This is a genomic window from Methanomassiliicoccales archaeon (assembly GCA_036504055.1).
GTDB lineage: Archaea > Thermoplasmatota > Thermoplasmata > Methanomassiliicoccales > UBA472 > DASXVU01.
Map to the genome: position 1 here is coordinate 16,803 of DASXVU010000004.1, position 16,996 is coordinate 33,798.

Genomic DNA, 16,996 nt, shown 5'->3' on the forward strand with positions numbered 1-16,996 from the left:
GAGTTATTCAACACAGTTACTCGCGGCGAAGATGCATAAGGCGGGTTCTCGTACAAGCAGATCGGACTGTATTTCGGGATGTCCGGCTGCACGGTCAAACGGCGGTTGCACGAAGCAGAGTTGATTTAGAGTGCGTATCCAAGCATTTATGAAACCTTCAAGGTGTAATGAGGAAACCGGTGAAAAAATCGTGAAAGGGAGACTGACAAAGTCTCCTTGATTGATGTTTTGCCCTGGGTCTTACTTCTTCCTCCGCCTCATGAACAAAATCGTACCGACTGCGAGCAGGGCGACAATCACGGCCACCACCGCACCTATCATCAGGCCTCCGTCGGAGGTGGAGTTTCCAGAAACGTCTGCCTGAACGCTAAGCGTTCCGATATTTGTCGTTTGTCCAGCGGTGGTCGATACACTCTGTGATGTGGTGATGAAGCCGTCCATGACGACGGTCATATTGTAAGAGCCGGAGGTCACGTTGCCGATGGCGAAATTACCGTTAGCGTCGGTCGTGGTCGTCATGCCGTTGCTTAGTGTAACCAAGGCATGGGCTATCGGGTTGCCATTCGCGTCTTTGATCATGCCTTCAATCACCCCCTCGTTCTTCATTGTGATGAACGACCAAGAGTACTCAACGGCGTTCCCGGCGAGGTCCTTACCCGTTACCATGACAGAATAGGTCGTGTTATACGCCATCATAGACGATGGGGTGAAGGTGGCATTGTAGCCGCTCCAGGAGAGTGTTCCGCTTACGCCGTTGACCGTGATGCCCAAGGAACTCGTGTTCATAGTGTCGTAGAAAGAGAAAACTATCATCGCGCTTCGAGAAACGTTGCTCCCGATGGGCGAGTGAGCCGTTATCGTTGGAGCAACAGTATCGATGAGGAAGGCGTCGGAGGTCTCGTTCCAGTTGCCTGCGTTATCCTCGACCTTCACGGTGACAATATGGTTGCCATCAGCTAAAGCGTTGAAAGAATGTGTAGTACTCGTTGCCATATCCATCCAATCGCCTCCATCGATGCTCACCCAGTAATTGGCAATGCCAGAAGCGGTATCACTTCCGCTCCAGGAAATTGCGACAATGGATGAGTTTAATCTGGAATTATCCAACGGTTTCACGATGCTCAAGTTGGGCTTGACCGTATCTACATTGAACACCCTGGTGGTGTCATTATTGTTACCTGTATTATCGTAAGCACGTACCTCCATGGTGTGTTGGCCATCAGTAATTCCATTGAACATGTGGTATTGGGTGGTCACGTTGATCCATTGACCGCTGTCAATACGAACCCAAGTGTAGGCCAGACCACTTCCTAAATCGGTCGCTGTCCAGGTGACATTGAGCGATATGGTGTTATGCCATGAACCTTGGACAGGGGTCAAGATGTTTAGTGATGGTTTGACAGTGTCGGTCTTGAATGACCCGGTTGTGGTGTTAAAGTTGTTCGCTTTATCGTACCCACGCACATCCAAGGTATGTTGACCATCAGCTAGACCGTTGATAGTATGATACTTAGTGGTCACATTGATCCACTGACCATTATCGATCCTGACCCAGAAGTAGGACATGCCGCTGCCAGAATCGGTCGCTGTCCAGGTGACATTGAGCGATATGGTGTTATGCCATGAACCTTGGACAGGGGTAGCGATTCTTAGAACAGGCTTAATAGTATCGATGTTGAAGTTTGAGGTCTTAGTGTTCTCAACGTTGCCCGCGTTATCAGTCGAATTGTATTGCAAAACATGGCTGCCCTGACCAGAGACGACGATTGGTGTTGCATAGACCGTCCAGGCGCCACCATCAAGGCGATAGAATGTCTTCGATAACCCGCTGGTGCCATAAGTGGCACTTAGGGTTAACGATACACCATTGTTGTTCCAGGCTGGAGCCAAGGCTCCGGTCATAGTCGCGGTCGTTACCGGAGGCGTGGCGTCGAACACCGTAGAAGCTTCATAAGTCAACGGGGTAGATTGCACATTCCCAGCGTTGTCGGTTGCAACTGAATAGAACTGATACGTTCCTTCGGCACCACCAACGCTGTTGAAATTGAAATCGACGGGCGTGTAGATCCAAACCCCAGTGGGATTGCCTGCTGTGGTGTATAGTGAATATGGTCCGGTGGTCCCTTTCCGATAATTAATCTGCAAACCATGAAATCCACTGCCACCAATATCAGATGCCGCGCAATTCAGCATCACATCGCCCGTGGTCGTGTAGCTCGATAGGTGCCCGATGCTCGATGTTGGCCCCTGGATATCGAGGACCGTCAAGAGCATATCGTCTACATAGAATCCTTCGTATGGGCCGAGCCCTACTGAGCCATCGCTGTAGAAACAGAACGCCACATATATCGCATCACTAGGAACCGTCACCTGGGCCAGTGCCCAACCGTTCGAATTGACCGAGGGTTGGGTCCAGATGGTGTTCCAGGTCGAGTTATCATATACCTGAACAAATGCATAATCGGCAAGGCTGAAACTCCCGGTCACAGCCCAATAATAGAAATTCAGATGAACTCCGCTCAATCCAGTCAAGTCTGGCAGATTAGCCATCATGTAGGCGTTCATATTCTCATCGTAGTAGTGATTGAGATTATTGGGCTGTCCATATGTATCATATCCGACCTGTGCACACCATGCACTGTGTGCTCCGCCTACATTTCTATAGGTGCTGTTCCCCCAGGTATCGACCCCGGAAAGGGCGTTGTTATCACCATACATCCAATTGAGTGATGAAGCACCTTCGAAGTCATCGAATGCTATGGATGATCGTCCTGTCCAGTTTACGTTATCGATCCATCCACAGTCTTGTCCGGTGCTCACTCCTACATCCTTTTCGTAACTCCACATAATACAATGGAGACCGGCCGGGATGCTGTAGTTCAATCCATTCCACCCCTGTTCACCGGATATTTCGTTGTTCAGCATTCCATCACAGTAGAGCTTCAGGAAATCATATCCAGACTCGGATGAAACTTTCCAATCGAATGTTATTGTTCCCGGTCCTTCGATGAATGCAATCAGCCATGATGTGCCTAGGTCACCGACATCTCCGCTCTGCATCATCGAGGCACTTCCATGACCTCCGGGGACCCCGACCCATTGGGCGTCCCCCGCAAAGCTGAAGGCCCCGTCATAATAACCAAGGGCATCCGAGATATTGATAGGATGCTGATTCTGCTGTAACGATGATACGGCACATGGAGTCGACATTGGCAAGCCAATGGCCTGGTTGGAGATACAACTCGCTTTGCCAGGTAAGTATTGACCCTGATATTGCTCTATTCGGAAAGAGGAGACATTCCCTTGAGAATGCGAACTCCCTACATGCAATACGAACTCTACGTTCGGATCATTTGCGTAGCTGACCAATGACGAAATGTCCAGACACATGAAGGTCGACATTTGCATGGTGCTCCCGGCCTGGATAAATGGTGTCACTTGAGCCAGAAAACTGCCTGAAGCTACATTAACCGCGGATATGGATATTGAGGCGTCCCGCGTCGGGGCCAGATCATAATGCCATACACCAATCAGCGATGGCTGATAGTTATGCTTATCCACAATATAACCCACAGACGTATGTGCCGCCATCCACAGGAATGCTTTGTAGGTGACGTAATAGTAACCATTGATTCCGAATGATGTTCCCCAAGAGTTGACGACCTTTAGGGCTCCAACATCGCCATTGTCGTTTATCGTATCATCATAACCAACAATGGTTTGAGCGTGATTATGAGTAGTGGCCGAATATTCGGAGGACGATATGATATTGTTTTGATTGCCGTGATAGTCTGCAATAGTGGATGAGAAACCGTCCGCAAGTAATGCAAAGTCAATTGGCTCCCCTGATGTAAGCAAGGCCTTTATCGTGGCCAACTCGGTCGAGGGAGTATAGAGGATGTCCACAAACCCCTGAGCTTTGTGAAGCGGTGCTTCTCTCCACGCCGCTTCACTGCTCCACGTGGTAAAATCAGTTCCTAAAGGGGCATTATCTTGTGTGGAAGCACCTATGTCCGCAATCACTTTGGTGTTGTCTCCCATCACGCTCCCGCCATCGACTCCATTATTCTGAAGATTGTAGGTCCAAATGGGGCTAAACAAATGCGCTGGATTTCCTGTATATGTGTCTGTCCAGCCGTTATCCTTGGCCTCAATGAAACCGTATGAATAATAGGTCTCCGACCATGCAGCACAGGTGCCTAATGGGTCCTGATTGCCGACCGGTGGGAAATATACAGATTGAGAAAGGTCGTAACTGGTGATCGCTCTGGGGGCATTTGTTGATTCTACATCAGCTACTTCTTGGGTGCCTACTTTCGCCTCCCATTGAGCCTCCGTTGGCGGCAATGAACCAGTAGGCAACCCGCTAGAAGTTACCGAATAATTTACATTCGGATCATATACACCCACTCGTGCTCTCTCAGCTTCCATCTCGCTTTCGGTCATCAAATGACTCTTGACCTCAAGCCCTCGTGATAACGATGCGGCGGAATTTACAAGTTGTGCAATGGATTGATTTGAATTGGAGATGCTTGAACTGACTCGTTCAATTGCCACGTTGTTATTTGAATTGTTTAGGCCATCAACAATTGGCACGAATGCCGTTGTAATCATTACGATAAAACATAGTATACAAACTAACGATTTGGTTATAGAACGCACTATCTCACCCGAACGTTAATATTTAAACGAATGTTTGTTGTTACTTAATCTGCGCCCTATAATTCTCATTATTAAAACAACTCGGTTTCACTCACATGAATGAACTGTTAATATTCTGAAGGTTCGATAATCTCACAAATCTTCACTGATTCATAGGTTTTCCGATTGAGATTCCCGGGAAGAGTTGCAGGTTGATTCATACCATCTGACACAATTTTCAGATTCGCGCAACATTCCATATATACCTAAAACCTCATTCAAAACTGGGTGGAGCATGGGGAATCAAAGAACTGGAACAATATTCGAGGGAAAGACAGAATCATTTCCGGTCAAATTTTCAACCCTTTAAGCATCTCTGGCGATGCCCGACTCTCCGAAACTCCCTCCAGTTATTCTTTTCTCAAACTCCGCATCGTTCTCGTTCGTCGGTGCATTGCGTTTGGCGGTAACAAATAACTGGCCGGTCGTCCAGCTGGATGTTAACGATTTGGCCTGTGTGGTATCGGCGATCTTACTTCCCGAAGAGGTTCCACTCCATGAACCGGTCAGGTTCGTCGTACAGCATGTGCGATGCCCGGGAGCCGCCGACCTCCTCAATCCAGAATATTTCGGAGCATTCTCGGTATTCCTCGCAGTCCTTTCCGTTCCTTACCCAGTCCTGAGGTAGGAAAATCATCTTCAGGAAACACTGATAGGGCAGTCCAAAGAAACCGCAGTGACCACAAGGTGTAGAGGTCACAACTTCACCGCCGCGGCGACGGAGGCTGCGCTACGTATCGGAATCAGTATGCCCTTGGCCTGTGCCTCGGACAGTTTCCGTTGCTCAACACCCCAACTTCGGTAAGATTCGAGAAGGGCCGCACCCTTGGCCTCGTTACAAAGCCTTTTGTAAATTCGGGTGCGAGCCAGATAGATGTAGTGGGCCCAAGGAGATTTGAACTCCCGACCTTCCGGTTATCAGCCGGACGCTCCAACCAGACTAAGCTATGGGCCCTTTTTCTGGTTGAGTTCAGGGAATACCAAGGGCTATTTTAAAGCTTTCTCTGTCCTGGGCCTAAATGGATACCGAAAACCACGTCTTCAGACCTTCTCGTGCACGGTGCCTGGTGTCGACCAACGCTTGAGTTGAGGTATCGTCTCGTTGGCGATCTCCCTCGCCCGGTCCTCCGGTATCGCCATCTTCTTGACCATGATCCTCACCGAGTTATCGATCATCCCTTTCATGGTCGCGTCCGGGTTGGTGTACTTGCCGTTCTGGAAGCAGAAACTGCAATACTCCTGGGTCTCCTTGCCGTTCGCAAGAGTGCCAAAGATCCCGCTTCCCATCAGCATCCCGCAGCTTTGACAACGAACTTCCTGCTCCATGACCGAATCAAGGGAATCTGCGCTATTTAAGGCCCTCCCTGTCCATTGAGCGAACAGTAAAGGAATGTGGGCTTGTCGTTCCGTCCCGAACAATGGACAACAACTATATCCCGAACCTCAATACCTGAAACGATCAACATGTCTGGCGGTCTGAAGAACAGGGGCAAGACCAAGCAGGACGTCGATGAACGCCGTCAAGCAGCGGAGGAGTTCACCGGGACCAAACTGAACGCCGTCTCGCACTGCTCGTTCGACCCGATCGTGGCGGAGAAGAACATCGAGAACATGATCGGATGCGTCCAGATACCGCTGGGATTCGTTGGTCCAATCCTTATCAACGGCGGTTACGCCAAGGGCGAGTTCCTCGTCCCCATGGCGACGACCGAAGGGGCGTTGCTTGCGTCCGTTTCTCGCGGCTGCAGCGTCATATCACAATCCGGCGGAGCTGACGTCGTCATCGTCAAGGACGAGATGACCCGTGCTCCGGTCTTCCGGACCGAGGGCGTCAAGCACTGTGCCGAGGTATCGTGCTGGGTAGACGATCATTTCGACGATATCAAGAACGTGGCGGAAAGCACCACCAAGCACGGCAAGCTTTTGAAGATCCGGGCTTTCGCTTCGGGCAAGAGCCTCTTTCTCCGTTTCTCGTATGACACCGGCGACGCCATGGGCATGAACATGGCGACGATCGCTACGGAGGCGGCGTCCCGTTTCATAGAGGAGAAGACCGGAGCGACCCTCGTCTCCGTCTCGGGCAACATGTGCACCGACAAGAAACCGGCTGCCATTGACTATATCGAAGGCCGCGGCAAGGTCGTGCTGGCCGATGTAACGATTCCGAAGATCGTTCTGGAGGAGAAGCTCCACACGACGGCGGAGAAGGCGGCCGAGACCTGCTTCCGCAAGAACCTGGTCGGGTCGGCGATGGCGCTATCGTATGGATTCAACGCGCACATGGCGAACATGATCGCGGCGATCTACCTGGCCACCGGCCAGGACCCGGCGCAGGTCGTGGAGGGCAGCATGGGCATGACGACGGCGGAAATCGTCGAGGACGGGCTGTACCTCTCCGTGCGGATACCGTGCGTCGAGGTCGGCACCGTTGGTGGAGGAACCCGTCTTCCGTGCCAGAACGAGGCGCTCTCCATGATCGACTGCGTCGGCCTGGGCAAGTCCAAAAAGCTGGCGGAGATCGTCGGAGCGGTCGTCCTGGCGGGGGAACTGTCGACGTTGGCGGCGCAGTCCGCCGGCGAGCTGGGCAAGGCGCACAAGGCGCTGGGACGCTGAAAGAGCTGCTCGAAATAAAAGAACAGAACATTACCTTCGGGTTCAGATCCCTACCATTGAAGCTGAACTACGTTGATGAAACTCATTACCGTCAGACCATCAAATAGGCGAGGGTATGGGCAAACAGATGATCTTGAGCAAGGAGAGGGACCTGAGACTTGTCACCGTGCGTCGTGGTGGAAGCTTGCAGGACAGCGATCACCACCTTCTTGCGGTGTGGGCGGCCGATTGTGCCGAGCACGTACTGTACTTGTTCGAGCAGGAACGGCCCGGCGATGACCGCCCGCGACATGCTATCGAGATGGCACGGGCATGGGCCAGGGGCGATGTCAGTTGGACCGAAGCTCGCCAGGCCGCCTTTGCAGCGAACGCGGCTGCAAGAGAGGTGTCCGGGGCTGCGAAGGAGGCAGCTCATGCCGCCGGTCAGGCCGGGGCGGTGGGCCATGTGGCAGCTCACGATCTGGGTGCTGCGGCGTATGCGATCAAGGCGGCGCGGTCAGCGGCCAAGGAGAACGAGAGCGACGAGGCTGGCCGTCTGGAGTGCCGTTGGCAGCGATCCCAACTTCCGGATGAGGTCCGCGAGCTGGTGCTCGACGACCAGCGGTTGCGCAACGAGCTGTGCTGGAACGTTTTCGTTTGCTGACCGGCCAGGTCATCAGGGGCATATGGCATGAGCGAACGGCAGAACGGAAAAACAATCAAATAGTCTCATAATCATCGTCTGCCACCATGCCAGTAATCAACTTCAACTTCAACGACCTGGTCGGTCTGCTGGGCAAGGACGTTCCCAGCTCGGTCGTGCTGGAACGCATCCCCATGATCGGAGCGGACCTGCACGAGTTCGACGCCGCCACCGGCGATACGTCGATCGAGTTCTTCCCGAACCGGCCGGACCTGTACTCGGTTGAAGGTGTTGCACGTTCGCTGCGTGCGTTCATGGACATCGTTCCCGGTCTTCACGTCTATCCGACCAAGGATTCTGGCATCGTGATGAAGGTGGAGGAGACGGTCAGCGAGGTGCGTCCCTACGTCGTCGCGGCCGTCATCAAGAACGTGGTCATGACCGACCAGATCATCCGTTCGCTGATGGAGCTGCAGGAAAAGCTTCATCTGACCGTCGGCCGGAAACGTGTGAAGGTGGCGATCGGCGTCCATGATCTGGACAAGGTCTCGCCCCCGTTCGTCTACAAGGGCGCGGAACCGGACAGTGTATCGTTCGTCCCGCTGGCAAAGGACGAGCCGATGACCATGCGGGAGGTGCTGGAGAAGCATGAGAAGGGCGTCGCATACAAGTCCATCCTGGAAGGCAAGCCGCTCTACCCAGTTATCCTCGACGCAAACGGGGACGTGCTCTCGTTCCCGCCCATCATCAACGGAAGGCTGACGACGGTGACGACGGATACGAAGAACATCTTCATCGACGTCACCGGGATGGATTACATCACTATCAGCGGCGTTCTGAACATCGTGACCACGTCCATCGCCGAGAGGGGAGGGGATATCGAGACGGTCACCATCGTCCAGGGCCGGAAGAAGGACGTCACGCCGAAGCTGGAACCGGGCCTGTGGAAGATCGACATCGCCGCCGCCAACAAATGGCTCGGCCTGGAGCTGGACTCCGATGGCATGGCCAAGTGCCTGGCCCGGATGGGCTATTCCGCCGAAGGCAAGGGCAAGAAATTGAACGTTCATTCGTCCGCCGTCCGCATGGACCTGATACATCCGCACGACGTGATCGAGGACATCGCCATCGGCCACGGTTACGAGAACTTCGGCAAAGTGCTTCCCAAAACACAGACCGTCGGTTCCGAGCGGCCCATCGAGAGGGCGGCGGATCTCGTCCGCCAGCTCATGGTCGGGTACGGGTTCTGGGAGGCGACGACGCTGACGCTGACGTCGAAGGAGGACCAGTTCCAGCACATGCGGGTGCACGAGCAGGAGGTGGTCGAAGTGCTGAACCCGGTCAGCGAGGACCACACCTGCCTGCGGCTGCGTCTGACGCCATCGCTGCTGGCCGTTCTACGCAAAAGCAAGCACCGGGACCTGCCCCAAAGGATATTCGAGGTGGGCGACATTGTGGACGTGAAACGCCGCAAGAACCTGGCGGTCATGGCCATCCACTCCAAGGCCGGCTTCACCGAGATGAAGTCGGTGGTCGAGGGCGTGATGCGCGATCTCTCGGTCAAGTTCGACCTGGAGCCGCTCGAGTCCGGTATGTACATCCCGGGACGGGGGGCGTCCGTCATCGTCAACGGCCAGTGCATCGGTTCGTTCGGCGAATTGCACCCGGAAGTGATCACCGCTTTCGAGCTCGGATACCCGGTCATCTCGTTCGAGGTGAACCTCGATGTCCTGGTCGAGGGCAAGGTCGGAAAGATATTCTGAGCGCAAACGTCTTAACCAAACATCTGTTCCGGCAATCCAAGCCGAGGTAGCTAAGCCCGGATTACGGCGCCAGCCTTGAGAGCTGGTGGTACCCTGTACCTCGGGAGTTCGAATCTCCCCCTCGGCGCCTACTTTTACTTCATTCAAACAAAGCCAACCGGATGGAAAAGAGCGATTTCTCCTCAGGGCCATAGGACATCAACGAGCCATAATCAAGACCACTAGGACATCAACATTAAACATAGGAATCATTGCCTATATAGGCATTTTATCCTATGGATTTCTCGACCTGTTTACTCAAATCGAATAGCTCCTGGCCCAGTTTGGATTCTATTGTTTATGAATCCCATCTCCGAATCAATTCTTCGGGCCGGCTGTTTGGACCATTTGACAAAATATTAATACAACATGGTGCATTTGTTGATATGGTGCAATGGTGATTGCATGACAGACTCAACAAATACTTCGAATCCGAACGACATAGGGCATGACGAGAACTTCAAGGAGAACGTTCGCCGACAGCTGCTGGCGAAAGGAGCGGAGGGAACGACCGACCCGATCGACACCTACGTGCCTATGGTCCAACTGCCGCCGGCGGAAGGCCGGGCGGTGAGATGGTTCGGCTCGGTCATCGGCTCGCTGCTTTTCCTGTTCGGCGCGATCTGGTTCCTGGCCATAATCGGCTATGCGGTGCCGTGGTACGCGGTCTTCCCGATCATGGCCATGTTCGTCGGCGGGTTCTTCATCACCGCGGCGTTAGCCACCAGGAAGGACCTGTCGAAGCTGAAGAGGTGATCATGTGACCGATGTAACGATACGAGGTATAGACGACGACGTTTACGCCAAGTTCACCGCCGAGGCCAAGAAACGGGACCTGTCCATAGGGGAGCTGACCACCATCGTGATGCGGGCGCTGGTCGAGGACATCAGCACCACCAACTACCGCATCGGGAACCTTGCCTCGCTCACCGTTTCCAGAAAGGACCTGGAATCGCTCAAGGGGCCGGTCATGTTCCAGAACATCAAGATGCTGGAGTTCGCCGATGATATCGATTGGGACCTGTTCGACCGGAGCGTCATGTCCATCAAGAACTGCACCAAGGTGCTGATCCCGCCGTCGCTCACCAGGTTCCAGGTGCTGACCAAGTGCGCCATGGTCTCCGAGGTCAAGACCAAGAGTTGAACATCGATCGGACTGGAAGGTGAGAACATGAAAGCGGTGTTATGTACGAAATATGGGCCACCCGAGGTCATTCATATCGCGGAAGTTCAGAAGCCCGTCCCAAAGTCCAATGAGGTGCTGATAAGGGTGCGCGCCACAACGGTAACGCCATCGGACGTTGCCTTCCGGAAGGGCAGGCCATTTGTGTCCAGGTTCTTCACCGGCCTCCTCAGGCCCAAGAACATCCCGGGGGATGTGCTTACCGGGGACGTCGAGGCAGTGGGCAAGGATGTCAACGCGTTCAGGATAGGTGACCGGGTCTTCGGATCGACCGGAGCCGGTTTTGGCGCCCAGGCCGAATACAAATGTCTGGCCGAAAGCGGGGCGTTGGCGGTCATGCCGGCCAGTCTCAGTCACGCCGGAGCGGCCTCGGTCTCCGATGGGGGCCTGACGGCCTTGCCTTTCCTGAGAGACGGAGGGAAAATCCACAGCGGTCACAAGGTCCTTATCAACGGCGCCTCCGGATCGGTGGGAACCATGGCGGTGCAGCTTGCCAAGCATTTCGGGGCGGAAGTGACCGGGGTATGCAGTACGACGAACCTAGAATTGGTGAGGTCCATCGGTGCCGATGAGGTCATCGACTACACCGAGAGTGACTTCACCAAGACCGGTGAGACCTTCGACATCATCTTTGACGTCGTGGCAAACAGCTCTTTTTCGCGATGCAAAGGCTCTCTGAGAGAAGGGGGCATCTACCTGACCACCTTCCCCTCACCGTCCGTCATGCTACGCAGGTTGGTGCCTTCGGGCGCCGATCGCAAGAAAGCGAAATTCATGGCCACCGGTTTGCGGTCCGCCAGCGAGAAGGCCGTCGACCTTCTCTTCCTCAAAGGGCTTTGTGAGGCGGGAAAGATCCGGCCGGTCATCGATAGAACCTACGGTCTCGACCAGATCGCCGAGGCCCACCGCTACGTGGAAAAGGGCCACAAGAAGGGAAATGTGGTCATTCAACTATGAGAACGATCGGCAGGACCTCGCCTGATCGCTCATCCCTGTTGGCCGTCATGCGTGCCGGACGTTCGTGTACCCGGAGATCTCCGAGTTGGTCGTCGCCAGGTCCTCTACGCTCAGTTTGTGCACGTCGTCATTGCCGGTCATCCTGGCGAAGTCCTTCAGTTCCTCGTTCGAGACCCGCAGGAAGTGCTCGACCTTCCGGGCGGATATGTCGACGATCAGCCTGGCGCGCAGGTTCGGGTCCTGGGTGGTCACGCCCACCGGACAGCGACCGGTGTCGCATATCCGGTATTGCTGGCAGCCCACCGCCATGATGGCCGCGGTGCCTATGGCGACGGCGTCTGCCCCCATGGCCAGCGCCTTGGCGAAGTCCGATGAGACCCGCAGGCCGCCGGTTATGACCAGGGAGACATGGTCCGCCCCCTCCTGGTCCAGGAATTTCCTGGCCCGGTACAACGCCAGCGGCGTCGGTACGGACGCGGAGTCCTTGACGAACTTGGGAGCGGCCCCGGTCGAACCCGGCCTGCCGTCCATCGTGATGAAGTCCGGTTCTGCGTACAGCGCCACCGCCAGGTCATCCTCGATGCGGCCAGCCGCCATCTTTATGCCCACCGGCCGGCCGCCGGAGACGTCCTTCAGCATGTCCACGACCTTCTTCAGACCGACCCGGTCCCTGATCTCCGGAAAGCTCGACGGACTGATGATGTCCACTCCTTCCGGCTTGCCCCTGATCTCCGCGATCTCCTTCGTCACCTTTTCCGCCGGCAGGTGCCCGCCCATGCCCGGCTTCACCGACTGGCCGATCTTGATCTCGATGGCGTGCGAGCGTTTCAGGTTCTCCTCGGTGACGCAGTACTTGTTCGGGACATATTCGAATATGTAACGGTGGGCGTTGTTGAACTCGTCGTCGATCAGCCCGCCCTCGCCGGAACCGATCGCCGTGCCGACCGCCGCGCTGCCCTTGGCCAATGCGACCTTGCACTCCCGGGACAGCGCACCGAAGGACATGTGGCTGACCATGATCGGCGTGTCGATGACCATCGGTTGCTTGGCGTTCGGACCGATGACCGTGGTGGTGCTGACCGGGTCGATATGGTTGAAAGGGATCTTTGCCAGCTGTGCTCCCAGCACCAGGATGTCGTCCCAGGAGATCACCGTTGACTTCGTCCGCATCGGTTCCAGTATGGTTTCGGCGGAGGTGGTGATCCGGTGGATATCCGCCATTCGCGGCTCGGTCTCGTCGCTCCTGCGTGCCCAGCGGGCCAGGTAACCGCCGATCTCCTCTTCCTCCAGCATCACCTTGAGCGTGTGCACCTTGCCGCAGTGCGGACAGGTCACCATCTCCTGCAGCTGGGAAGGGGTCCTTTCCTCGACCAGTTTCAGATGGGACTTGTCGGAATCGCAGATATGGCACCTCCAGGTGTCGGGGAAGTCCTGGGGGTACGTGCCGGGCTTGATGCCGGTAGGGGAATCGCCCCTGTCCACCTCATACTCGAACACATGACAGACGTTGCAGCGGTATTTGGGCATGGTCATCCTTCCTTACGTCCTGGATGAGGCAGTTATCTTGAACCGCGACCGCTTATATTTTCCGATGTCAGCACAGTTCCTTATTATCATTTTGACATTTTCATTTAGACAGATTTATATTCTGAAAATAGGAATGTTCGCCAGCTCGGAACGGATGGGAATAGGCCGTTGTGCAAATACCGTTATAAGGGCGACCGCTGCGCCCATGGGAAGATCAATTCTGCCGCATGCGTAGGCGAGGAATCCTGCAGGCATGCCGATGTCACCAACCGCCAAACATACCGCGACGATTGCTCCAAGGAGCACTGGTATGGGCTCTACTGCGCAAAATACAGACGGTTCTTCTGCGCGGGCAAGGAGAACTGCGCCTCCGCTCAGGATTACTTCGTTTCGATGGCAAGGTCCAACACCAGGGCAGAATGAGCTGCTAGAATTTCTGTCGGCGCACAGAGAAAGATGCCTGGACAATTGCCGGATCTCTAATTCGTATCCGATGCCAGTGCCTATGGAACGGTCTTGCCGGGGCGACCCTCACCGTTCCAGGGACCTTGTGCGAAAGCACCAGCCTTTATTGACGCGCAGGTCGAAGGATCCAGGCCCATTCGGCTAACTATAAGAATTCTATCGAACAGGAATTTCATCGCGCTTTATTTCTTGAAGACCTTGATAAAGATGCTTCGTTCCGAGATCGTACTGATGGTCTTGGCACCGTATTTCTTGAACGTACTTTCAATAAGCATCTCGTGCACCTTGGAGCCGTTAATGCCCAGGCTGTGCGATATCTTCATCGAATAGTGATCGCCTTCATCTGAGTAAATCGCGGTATCGAACCAGTATGCCATCTTGCCGAAGAATATGACCCCTTCAACGATCTCTTTCAGACTGAAATCCTTCAATGGTTTCTGGTAGAAGTACTCGAACGTCCATTCCAAAGGGGTCTGTTCATCTATATAGGCCCTGACCTTCTCTAGATTCGCGGTGGTCAATAGGATCTTCAGAGCTTCCTTGGGTAGCAGGCACATCGAATCGATCTCGGTGCCCACCCGGACAAATGCATCCTCTTCCGGGGACAGCTTGGGCACTGCTTTGGAATGATCCTCGAGATTCTCTATCGCGAACTCCAAGGCCTTTTGTTGGGTGCCATATTTATCTGCGAGCTTCAAGAGGATCCCCCAGTGTTTAGCAGATATTGTTGTGGATATCCGATTGTTCTTCAAAGGCCGCCACCTCAATATTTATAGCATATTTTTATGTATAATAAATATCTCACACGTTTGGATTTTAGACCATACGCATGTTAACACATATCATGCATAATGAACGCATACCGTGCAGATAACAAATATGTAATTGCGTATTATATTATTCAAATGTCGGATTTAGTATTCCCATCGTAAGGGCCGCTGGCCAATTGGGTGTTAAGTCATCATCACCTGAACATCGAGTCTGGGGACCGAACAGAAGGTAAGGGTCCCTGAGGGGAATGCGACCCGACCAATGGAATGACAGCACTTCCTAACTCTTTAGTCCGATCTCGGGAGGTAAGGAGCAATGCGAACGAGACCTGAAACACGGCAGGGAGACGTTCCAGGTCACCTGTACCCGGTGAGGCCATTACCTGTTCCGGAGAATACGCCTATCGAAGAACCTGAAGTTAACTCCAACTCGCGCATCCTTGTCCTTGCCCCCCACCTCGAGGACCCGATCATCGGATGTGGTGGCACCATGTGCAAGCTGGGAAAACGCGGAGCCCACGTTAAGGTCCTTTACATGACCGATCCCTCCTACGGGAACGGGGACGGCCCCTCATCTGGACCGGGGCCGATGGAGAAGAAGAAGGACGCCGCAGATTCTCTCGCTTTGTTAAGATGTTATGAATCGGAATGCCTGGGATTCCCTGGCCTGGAGATCAGTTGCGGAATACAGATCAAGCGCCTCCTGCTCCAGGTCATTGAATGCTATTCGCCGGACATCGCCTTCATCCCGTCCGTCCATGACCTGCATCCAGACAACATGATGACCGGATTGTTGGCCGCCAGCGCGCTCATGGAGTATGACAGACGTCTCACTCTCTACTCCTATGACGTGTGGGGCGGCCTCTTTCCCAATAACCTGATCGATATCTCAGATGTCATGGAGGACAAACTGGCCGCCATCAGTTCATGTGGCTTGAGATGCGAGATGGACAACAGCAGGAATGGGTCGACGGAGGGGTGTTCCTTCCGCCTGTCATCGGTGCAGGGAGACCGGCATTACGAACCGTTCCTCAGGCAGAACCGGGAGGACTTTGTCATCATGGCCTGGCAGTACAGAGCGTACGGTTATGTCGACGGCAAGGTGACCGTCGATACCGATCGATATGACGCACAGCTTTCGGCAAATGACCCATCGAACTGCTATGCGAGGGATCTGTGATCAGCTCTCGAAGTACAGCTCTTTCTTGATCCGCGGCACCATGGCCGCGAGGACCGCCGACTCGGTCAGTTCCTGACGCTTCATGACCCCGTTGGTGAGGAATCCGATGGCGCCTCCCTTCCGGCCGATGCTCTCGCCCACGATCTTCTCCGCGAAAACGTCGCCCACGGTCAACCCCTTCAGAAGTTCAGATTCGATCATGGACGGATAGCGGAAACCCGGACCTGTGCCGAAGGTGTAACGACCCATCTTGTCCAGGATGGCGCAGTATTGGACGTCGTAGATCCCGTCCTCGCGGCGGAAAAGTCCGGCCTCGATCCCCACGCCGATGTCGGCGTTCTGCATGACCTGCCAGGCGCGTTCCTTCGCCCCCCGCTTGACGTCATCCTCCCAAGGCTCGTCCGGAACGGACGTGTGGGTGACGGAGCCTTCGATCTCCAGCTCCGGGAAGAAATGGGAGAAGATGTTCCTGACCGCCTCCATCTTGACCGGGTTGACCGAGCCGACATGCACCACCAGGGGCCGGTTCAGATGCCCCTCGAGGTCCACCTCGCCGTCCAGCACCCGGGTGGAACTGATCGGGCACCAGTCGTCCGCCAGGACATGGCCGATCTGGACGATCATTAGGCGCTTCAGTCCCCGGCGCTCCCTCTCTGCGTTGATGATGGCCACGTTGCCGATGGTCTCCGGCGAGACCACTATGGCATCCAGGGTGCCGTCCCGGGCGGCCTCGCCCATCGATGAATCGATGATATGCACGGCATAGGGCTTGCCCTTGGTCTCGGCATAGTCGATGACCGACGAACGCCTGTCCAGCATCGGGGTCATCCGGATCTTGTGCCTGGCGGCGTACTCGTCGGACATGAGGCCGATGGCCACCTCGTCCCCTACCTCGAAGGCCTTGTCGAGCAGGGCCCGGTGCCCCTTGTGCAGCACACTGAACGTTCCGCCGATAGCGACCTTCATTGCAATCCCACAACGATCATCGCAATTATCAGGACCACGAAACTGACCACGTAGAGCATCATCAGCTGCTTCTTTTTCTTCTGCATGACGCCCTTGTTGGAGCTGCCACATTCCTCGGAGCAGAAGCGGTCGTCGCCCACGAATGCCTTGCCGCACTCACGGCAGTGTTTGTGTTGGGCGATCTTGTCCTTGAATTGCATCGGATTTGTA

General features: G+C 54.7%; 15 protein-coding genes and 2 tRNA genes. 9 read left to right on the forward strand and 8 right to left on the reverse strand.

Annotation, left to right across the window (positions count from 1 at the left end; all coding sequences use genetic code 11):
* Positions 1-240: 240 nt before the first annotated feature.
* The 4 genes from VGK23_00915 to VGK23_00930 all read right to left on the reverse strand — a co-directional run bounded on the left by VGK23_00915 (position 241) and on the right by VGK23_00930 (position 6,027).
* Positions 241-4,614, reverse strand: a complete 4,374-nt coding sequence (locus VGK23_00915; GenBank protein ID HEY3419099.1) for a carboxypeptidase regulatory-like domain-containing protein — start codon at positions 4,612-4,614, stop codon at positions 241-243.
* 559 nt (positions 4,615-5,173) lie between these two features.
* Positions 5,174-5,401 carry a hypothetical protein gene (locus VGK23_00920; protein HEY3419100.1) on the reverse strand — a complete coding sequence of 76 codons (228 nt, stop codon included), beginning with the start codon at positions 5,399-5,401 and terminating at the stop codon, positions 5,174-5,176.
* 180 nt (positions 5,402-5,581) lie between these two features.
* Positions 5,582-5,656, reverse strand: a tRNA-Ile gene (locus VGK23_00925).
* Between the two features lie 86 nt (positions 5,657-5,742).
* Positions 5,743-6,027, reverse strand: a complete 285-nt coding sequence (locus tag VGK23_00930; GenBank protein ID HEY3419101.1) for a zinc ribbon domain-containing protein — start codon at positions 6,025-6,027, stop codon at positions 5,743-5,745.
* Positions 6,028-6,165: 138 nt separating this feature from the next.
* On the opposite strand from VGK23_00930, the gene hmgA reads away from it, so the two are divergent.
* From hmgA to VGK23_00965, 7 genes are all read left to right on the forward strand, one after another.
* A complete protein-coding gene (gene hmgA / locus VGK23_00935; protein ID HEY3419102.1) occupies positions 6,166-7,314 on the forward strand; it encodes a hydroxymethylglutaryl-CoA reductase (NADPH) in 1,149 nt (382 codons plus the stop codon).
* A 127-nt stretch (positions 7,315-7,441) separates the two neighbouring features.
* On the forward strand, positions 7,442-7,957 hold the full coding sequence (locus VGK23_00940) for a hypothetical protein (protein HEY3419103.1): 516 nt from the start codon (positions 7,442-7,444) through the stop codon (positions 7,955-7,957).
* An 86-nt stretch (positions 7,958-8,043) separates the two neighbouring features.
* The gene (pheT, locus tag VGK23_00945) at positions 8,044-9,699 is read left to right on the forward strand and encodes a phenylalanine--tRNA ligase subunit beta (protein HEY3419104.1); all 1,656 of its coding nucleotides are present in this window, start codon (positions 8,044-8,046) and stop codon (positions 9,697-9,699) included.
* A 40-nt stretch (positions 9,700-9,739) separates the two neighbouring features.
* A tRNA-Ser gene (locus VGK23_00950) sits at positions 9,740-9,826 on the forward strand.
* A gap of 317 nt (positions 9,827-10,143) precedes the next feature.
* Positions 10,144-10,494, forward strand: coding sequence for a hypothetical protein (locus VGK23_00955; protein HEY3419105.1), 351 nt, complete (start codon positions 10,144-10,146; stop codon positions 10,492-10,494).
* A 4-nt stretch (positions 10,495-10,498) separates the two neighbouring features.
* Positions 10,499-10,882: a hypothetical protein gene (locus VGK23_00960; protein HEY3419106.1), complete on the forward strand. Its 384-nt coding sequence runs from the start codon at positions 10,499-10,501 to the stop codon at positions 10,880-10,882.
* Positions 10,883-10,909: 27 nt separating this feature from the next.
* Positions 10,910-11,878 carry an NAD(P)-dependent alcohol dehydrogenase gene (locus VGK23_00965; protein HEY3419107.1) on the forward strand — a complete coding sequence of 323 codons (969 nt, stop codon included), beginning with the start codon at positions 10,910-10,912 and terminating at the stop codon, positions 11,876-11,878.
* Positions 11,879-11,923: 45 nt separating this feature from the next.
* Here VGK23_00965 and VGK23_00970 read toward each other — a convergent pair whose 3' ends face one another.
* A complete protein-coding gene (locus VGK23_00970; protein ID HEY3419108.1) occupies positions 11,924-13,405 on the reverse strand; it encodes a glutamate synthase-related protein in 1,482 nt (493 codons plus the stop codon).
* A 168-nt stretch (positions 13,406-13,573) separates the two neighbouring features.
* Between VGK23_00970 and VGK23_00975 the strand changes: the two genes are divergently transcribed.
* On the forward strand, positions 13,574-13,828 hold the full coding sequence (locus VGK23_00975) for a hypothetical protein (GenBank protein HEY3419109.1): 255 nt from the start codon (positions 13,574-13,576) through the stop codon (positions 13,826-13,828).
* Positions 13,829-14,052: 224 nt separating this feature from the next.
* Here the strand turns inward: VGK23_00975 and VGK23_00980 are convergent, their stop codons facing one another.
* Positions 14,053-14,568 (reverse strand): hypothetical protein, encoded by a 516-nt coding sequence (locus tag VGK23_00980; protein ID HEY3419110.1) that lies wholly within the window; start codon positions 14,566-14,568, stop codon positions 14,053-14,055.
* Positions 14,569-14,956: 388 nt separating this feature from the next.
* Between VGK23_00980 and VGK23_00985 the strand changes: the two genes are divergently transcribed.
* A complete protein-coding gene (locus VGK23_00985; GenBank protein HEY3419111.1) occupies positions 14,957-15,820 on the forward strand; it encodes a PIG-L deacetylase family protein in 864 nt (287 codons plus the stop codon).
* On the opposite strand, the gene yjjX is transcribed toward VGK23_00985, so the two are convergent.
* Together yjjX and VGK23_00995 are read right to left on the reverse strand one after the other, a co-directional pair.
* Positions 15,821-16,786, reverse strand: coding sequence for an inosine/xanthosine triphosphatase (gene yjjX, locus VGK23_00990; GenBank protein ID HEY3419112.1), 966 nt, complete (start codon positions 16,784-16,786; stop codon positions 15,821-15,823).
* On the reverse strand, positions 16,783-16,986 hold the full coding sequence (locus VGK23_00995) for a DUF2116 family Zn-ribbon domain-containing protein (protein HEY3419113.1): 204 nt from the start codon (positions 16,984-16,986) through the stop codon (positions 16,783-16,785). Before VGK23_00995 ends, yjjX begins: the two co-directional genes overlap by 4 nt.
* Positions 16,987-16,996: the final 10 nt, after the last annotated feature.

What these genes read in the sequence shown, in the direction of transcription:
- VGK23_00915 (HEY3419099.1), bottom strand. Translation starts at nt 4,614, where the DNA reads ATGATTACAACGGCATTCGTGCCAATTGTTGATGGCCTAAACAATTCA.
- VGK23_00930 (HEY3419101.1), bottom strand. Translation starts at nt 6,027, where the DNA reads ATGGAGCAGGAAGTTCGTTGTCAAAGCTGCGGGATGCTGATGGGAAGC.
- hmgA (HEY3419102.1), top strand. Translation starts at nt 6,166, where the DNA reads ATGTCTGGCGGTCTGAAGAACAGGGGCAAGACCAAGCAGGACGTCGAT.
- VGK23_00940 (HEY3419103.1), top strand. Translation starts at nt 7,442, where the DNA reads ATGATCTTGAGCAAGGAGAGGGACCTGAGACTTGTCACCGTGCGTCGT.
- pheT (HEY3419104.1), top strand. Translation starts at nt 8,044, where the DNA reads ATGCCAGTAATCAACTTCAACTTCAACGACCTGGTCGGTCTGCTGGGC.
- VGK23_00955 (HEY3419105.1), top strand. Translation starts at nt 10,144, where the DNA reads ATGACAGACTCAACAAATACTTCGAATCCGAACGACATAGGGCATGAC.
- VGK23_00965 (HEY3419107.1), top strand. Translation starts at nt 10,910, where the DNA reads ATGAAAGCGGTGTTATGTACGAAATATGGGCCACCCGAGGTCATTCAT.
- VGK23_00970 (HEY3419108.1), bottom strand. Translation starts at nt 13,405, where the DNA reads ATGCCCAAATACCGCTGCAACGTCTGTCATGTGTTCGAGTATGAGGTG.
- VGK23_00985 (HEY3419111.1), top strand. Translation starts at nt 14,957, where the DNA reads ATGCGAACGAGACCTGAAACACGGCAGGGAGACGTTCCAGGTCACCTG.
- yjjX (HEY3419112.1), bottom strand. Translation starts at nt 16,786, where the DNA reads ATGAAGGTCGCTATCGGCGGAACGTTCAGTGTGCTGCACAAGGGGCAC.
- VGK23_00995 (HEY3419113.1), bottom strand. Translation starts at nt 16,986, where the DNA reads ATGCAATTCAAGGACAAGATCGCCCAACACAAACACTGCCGTGAGTGC.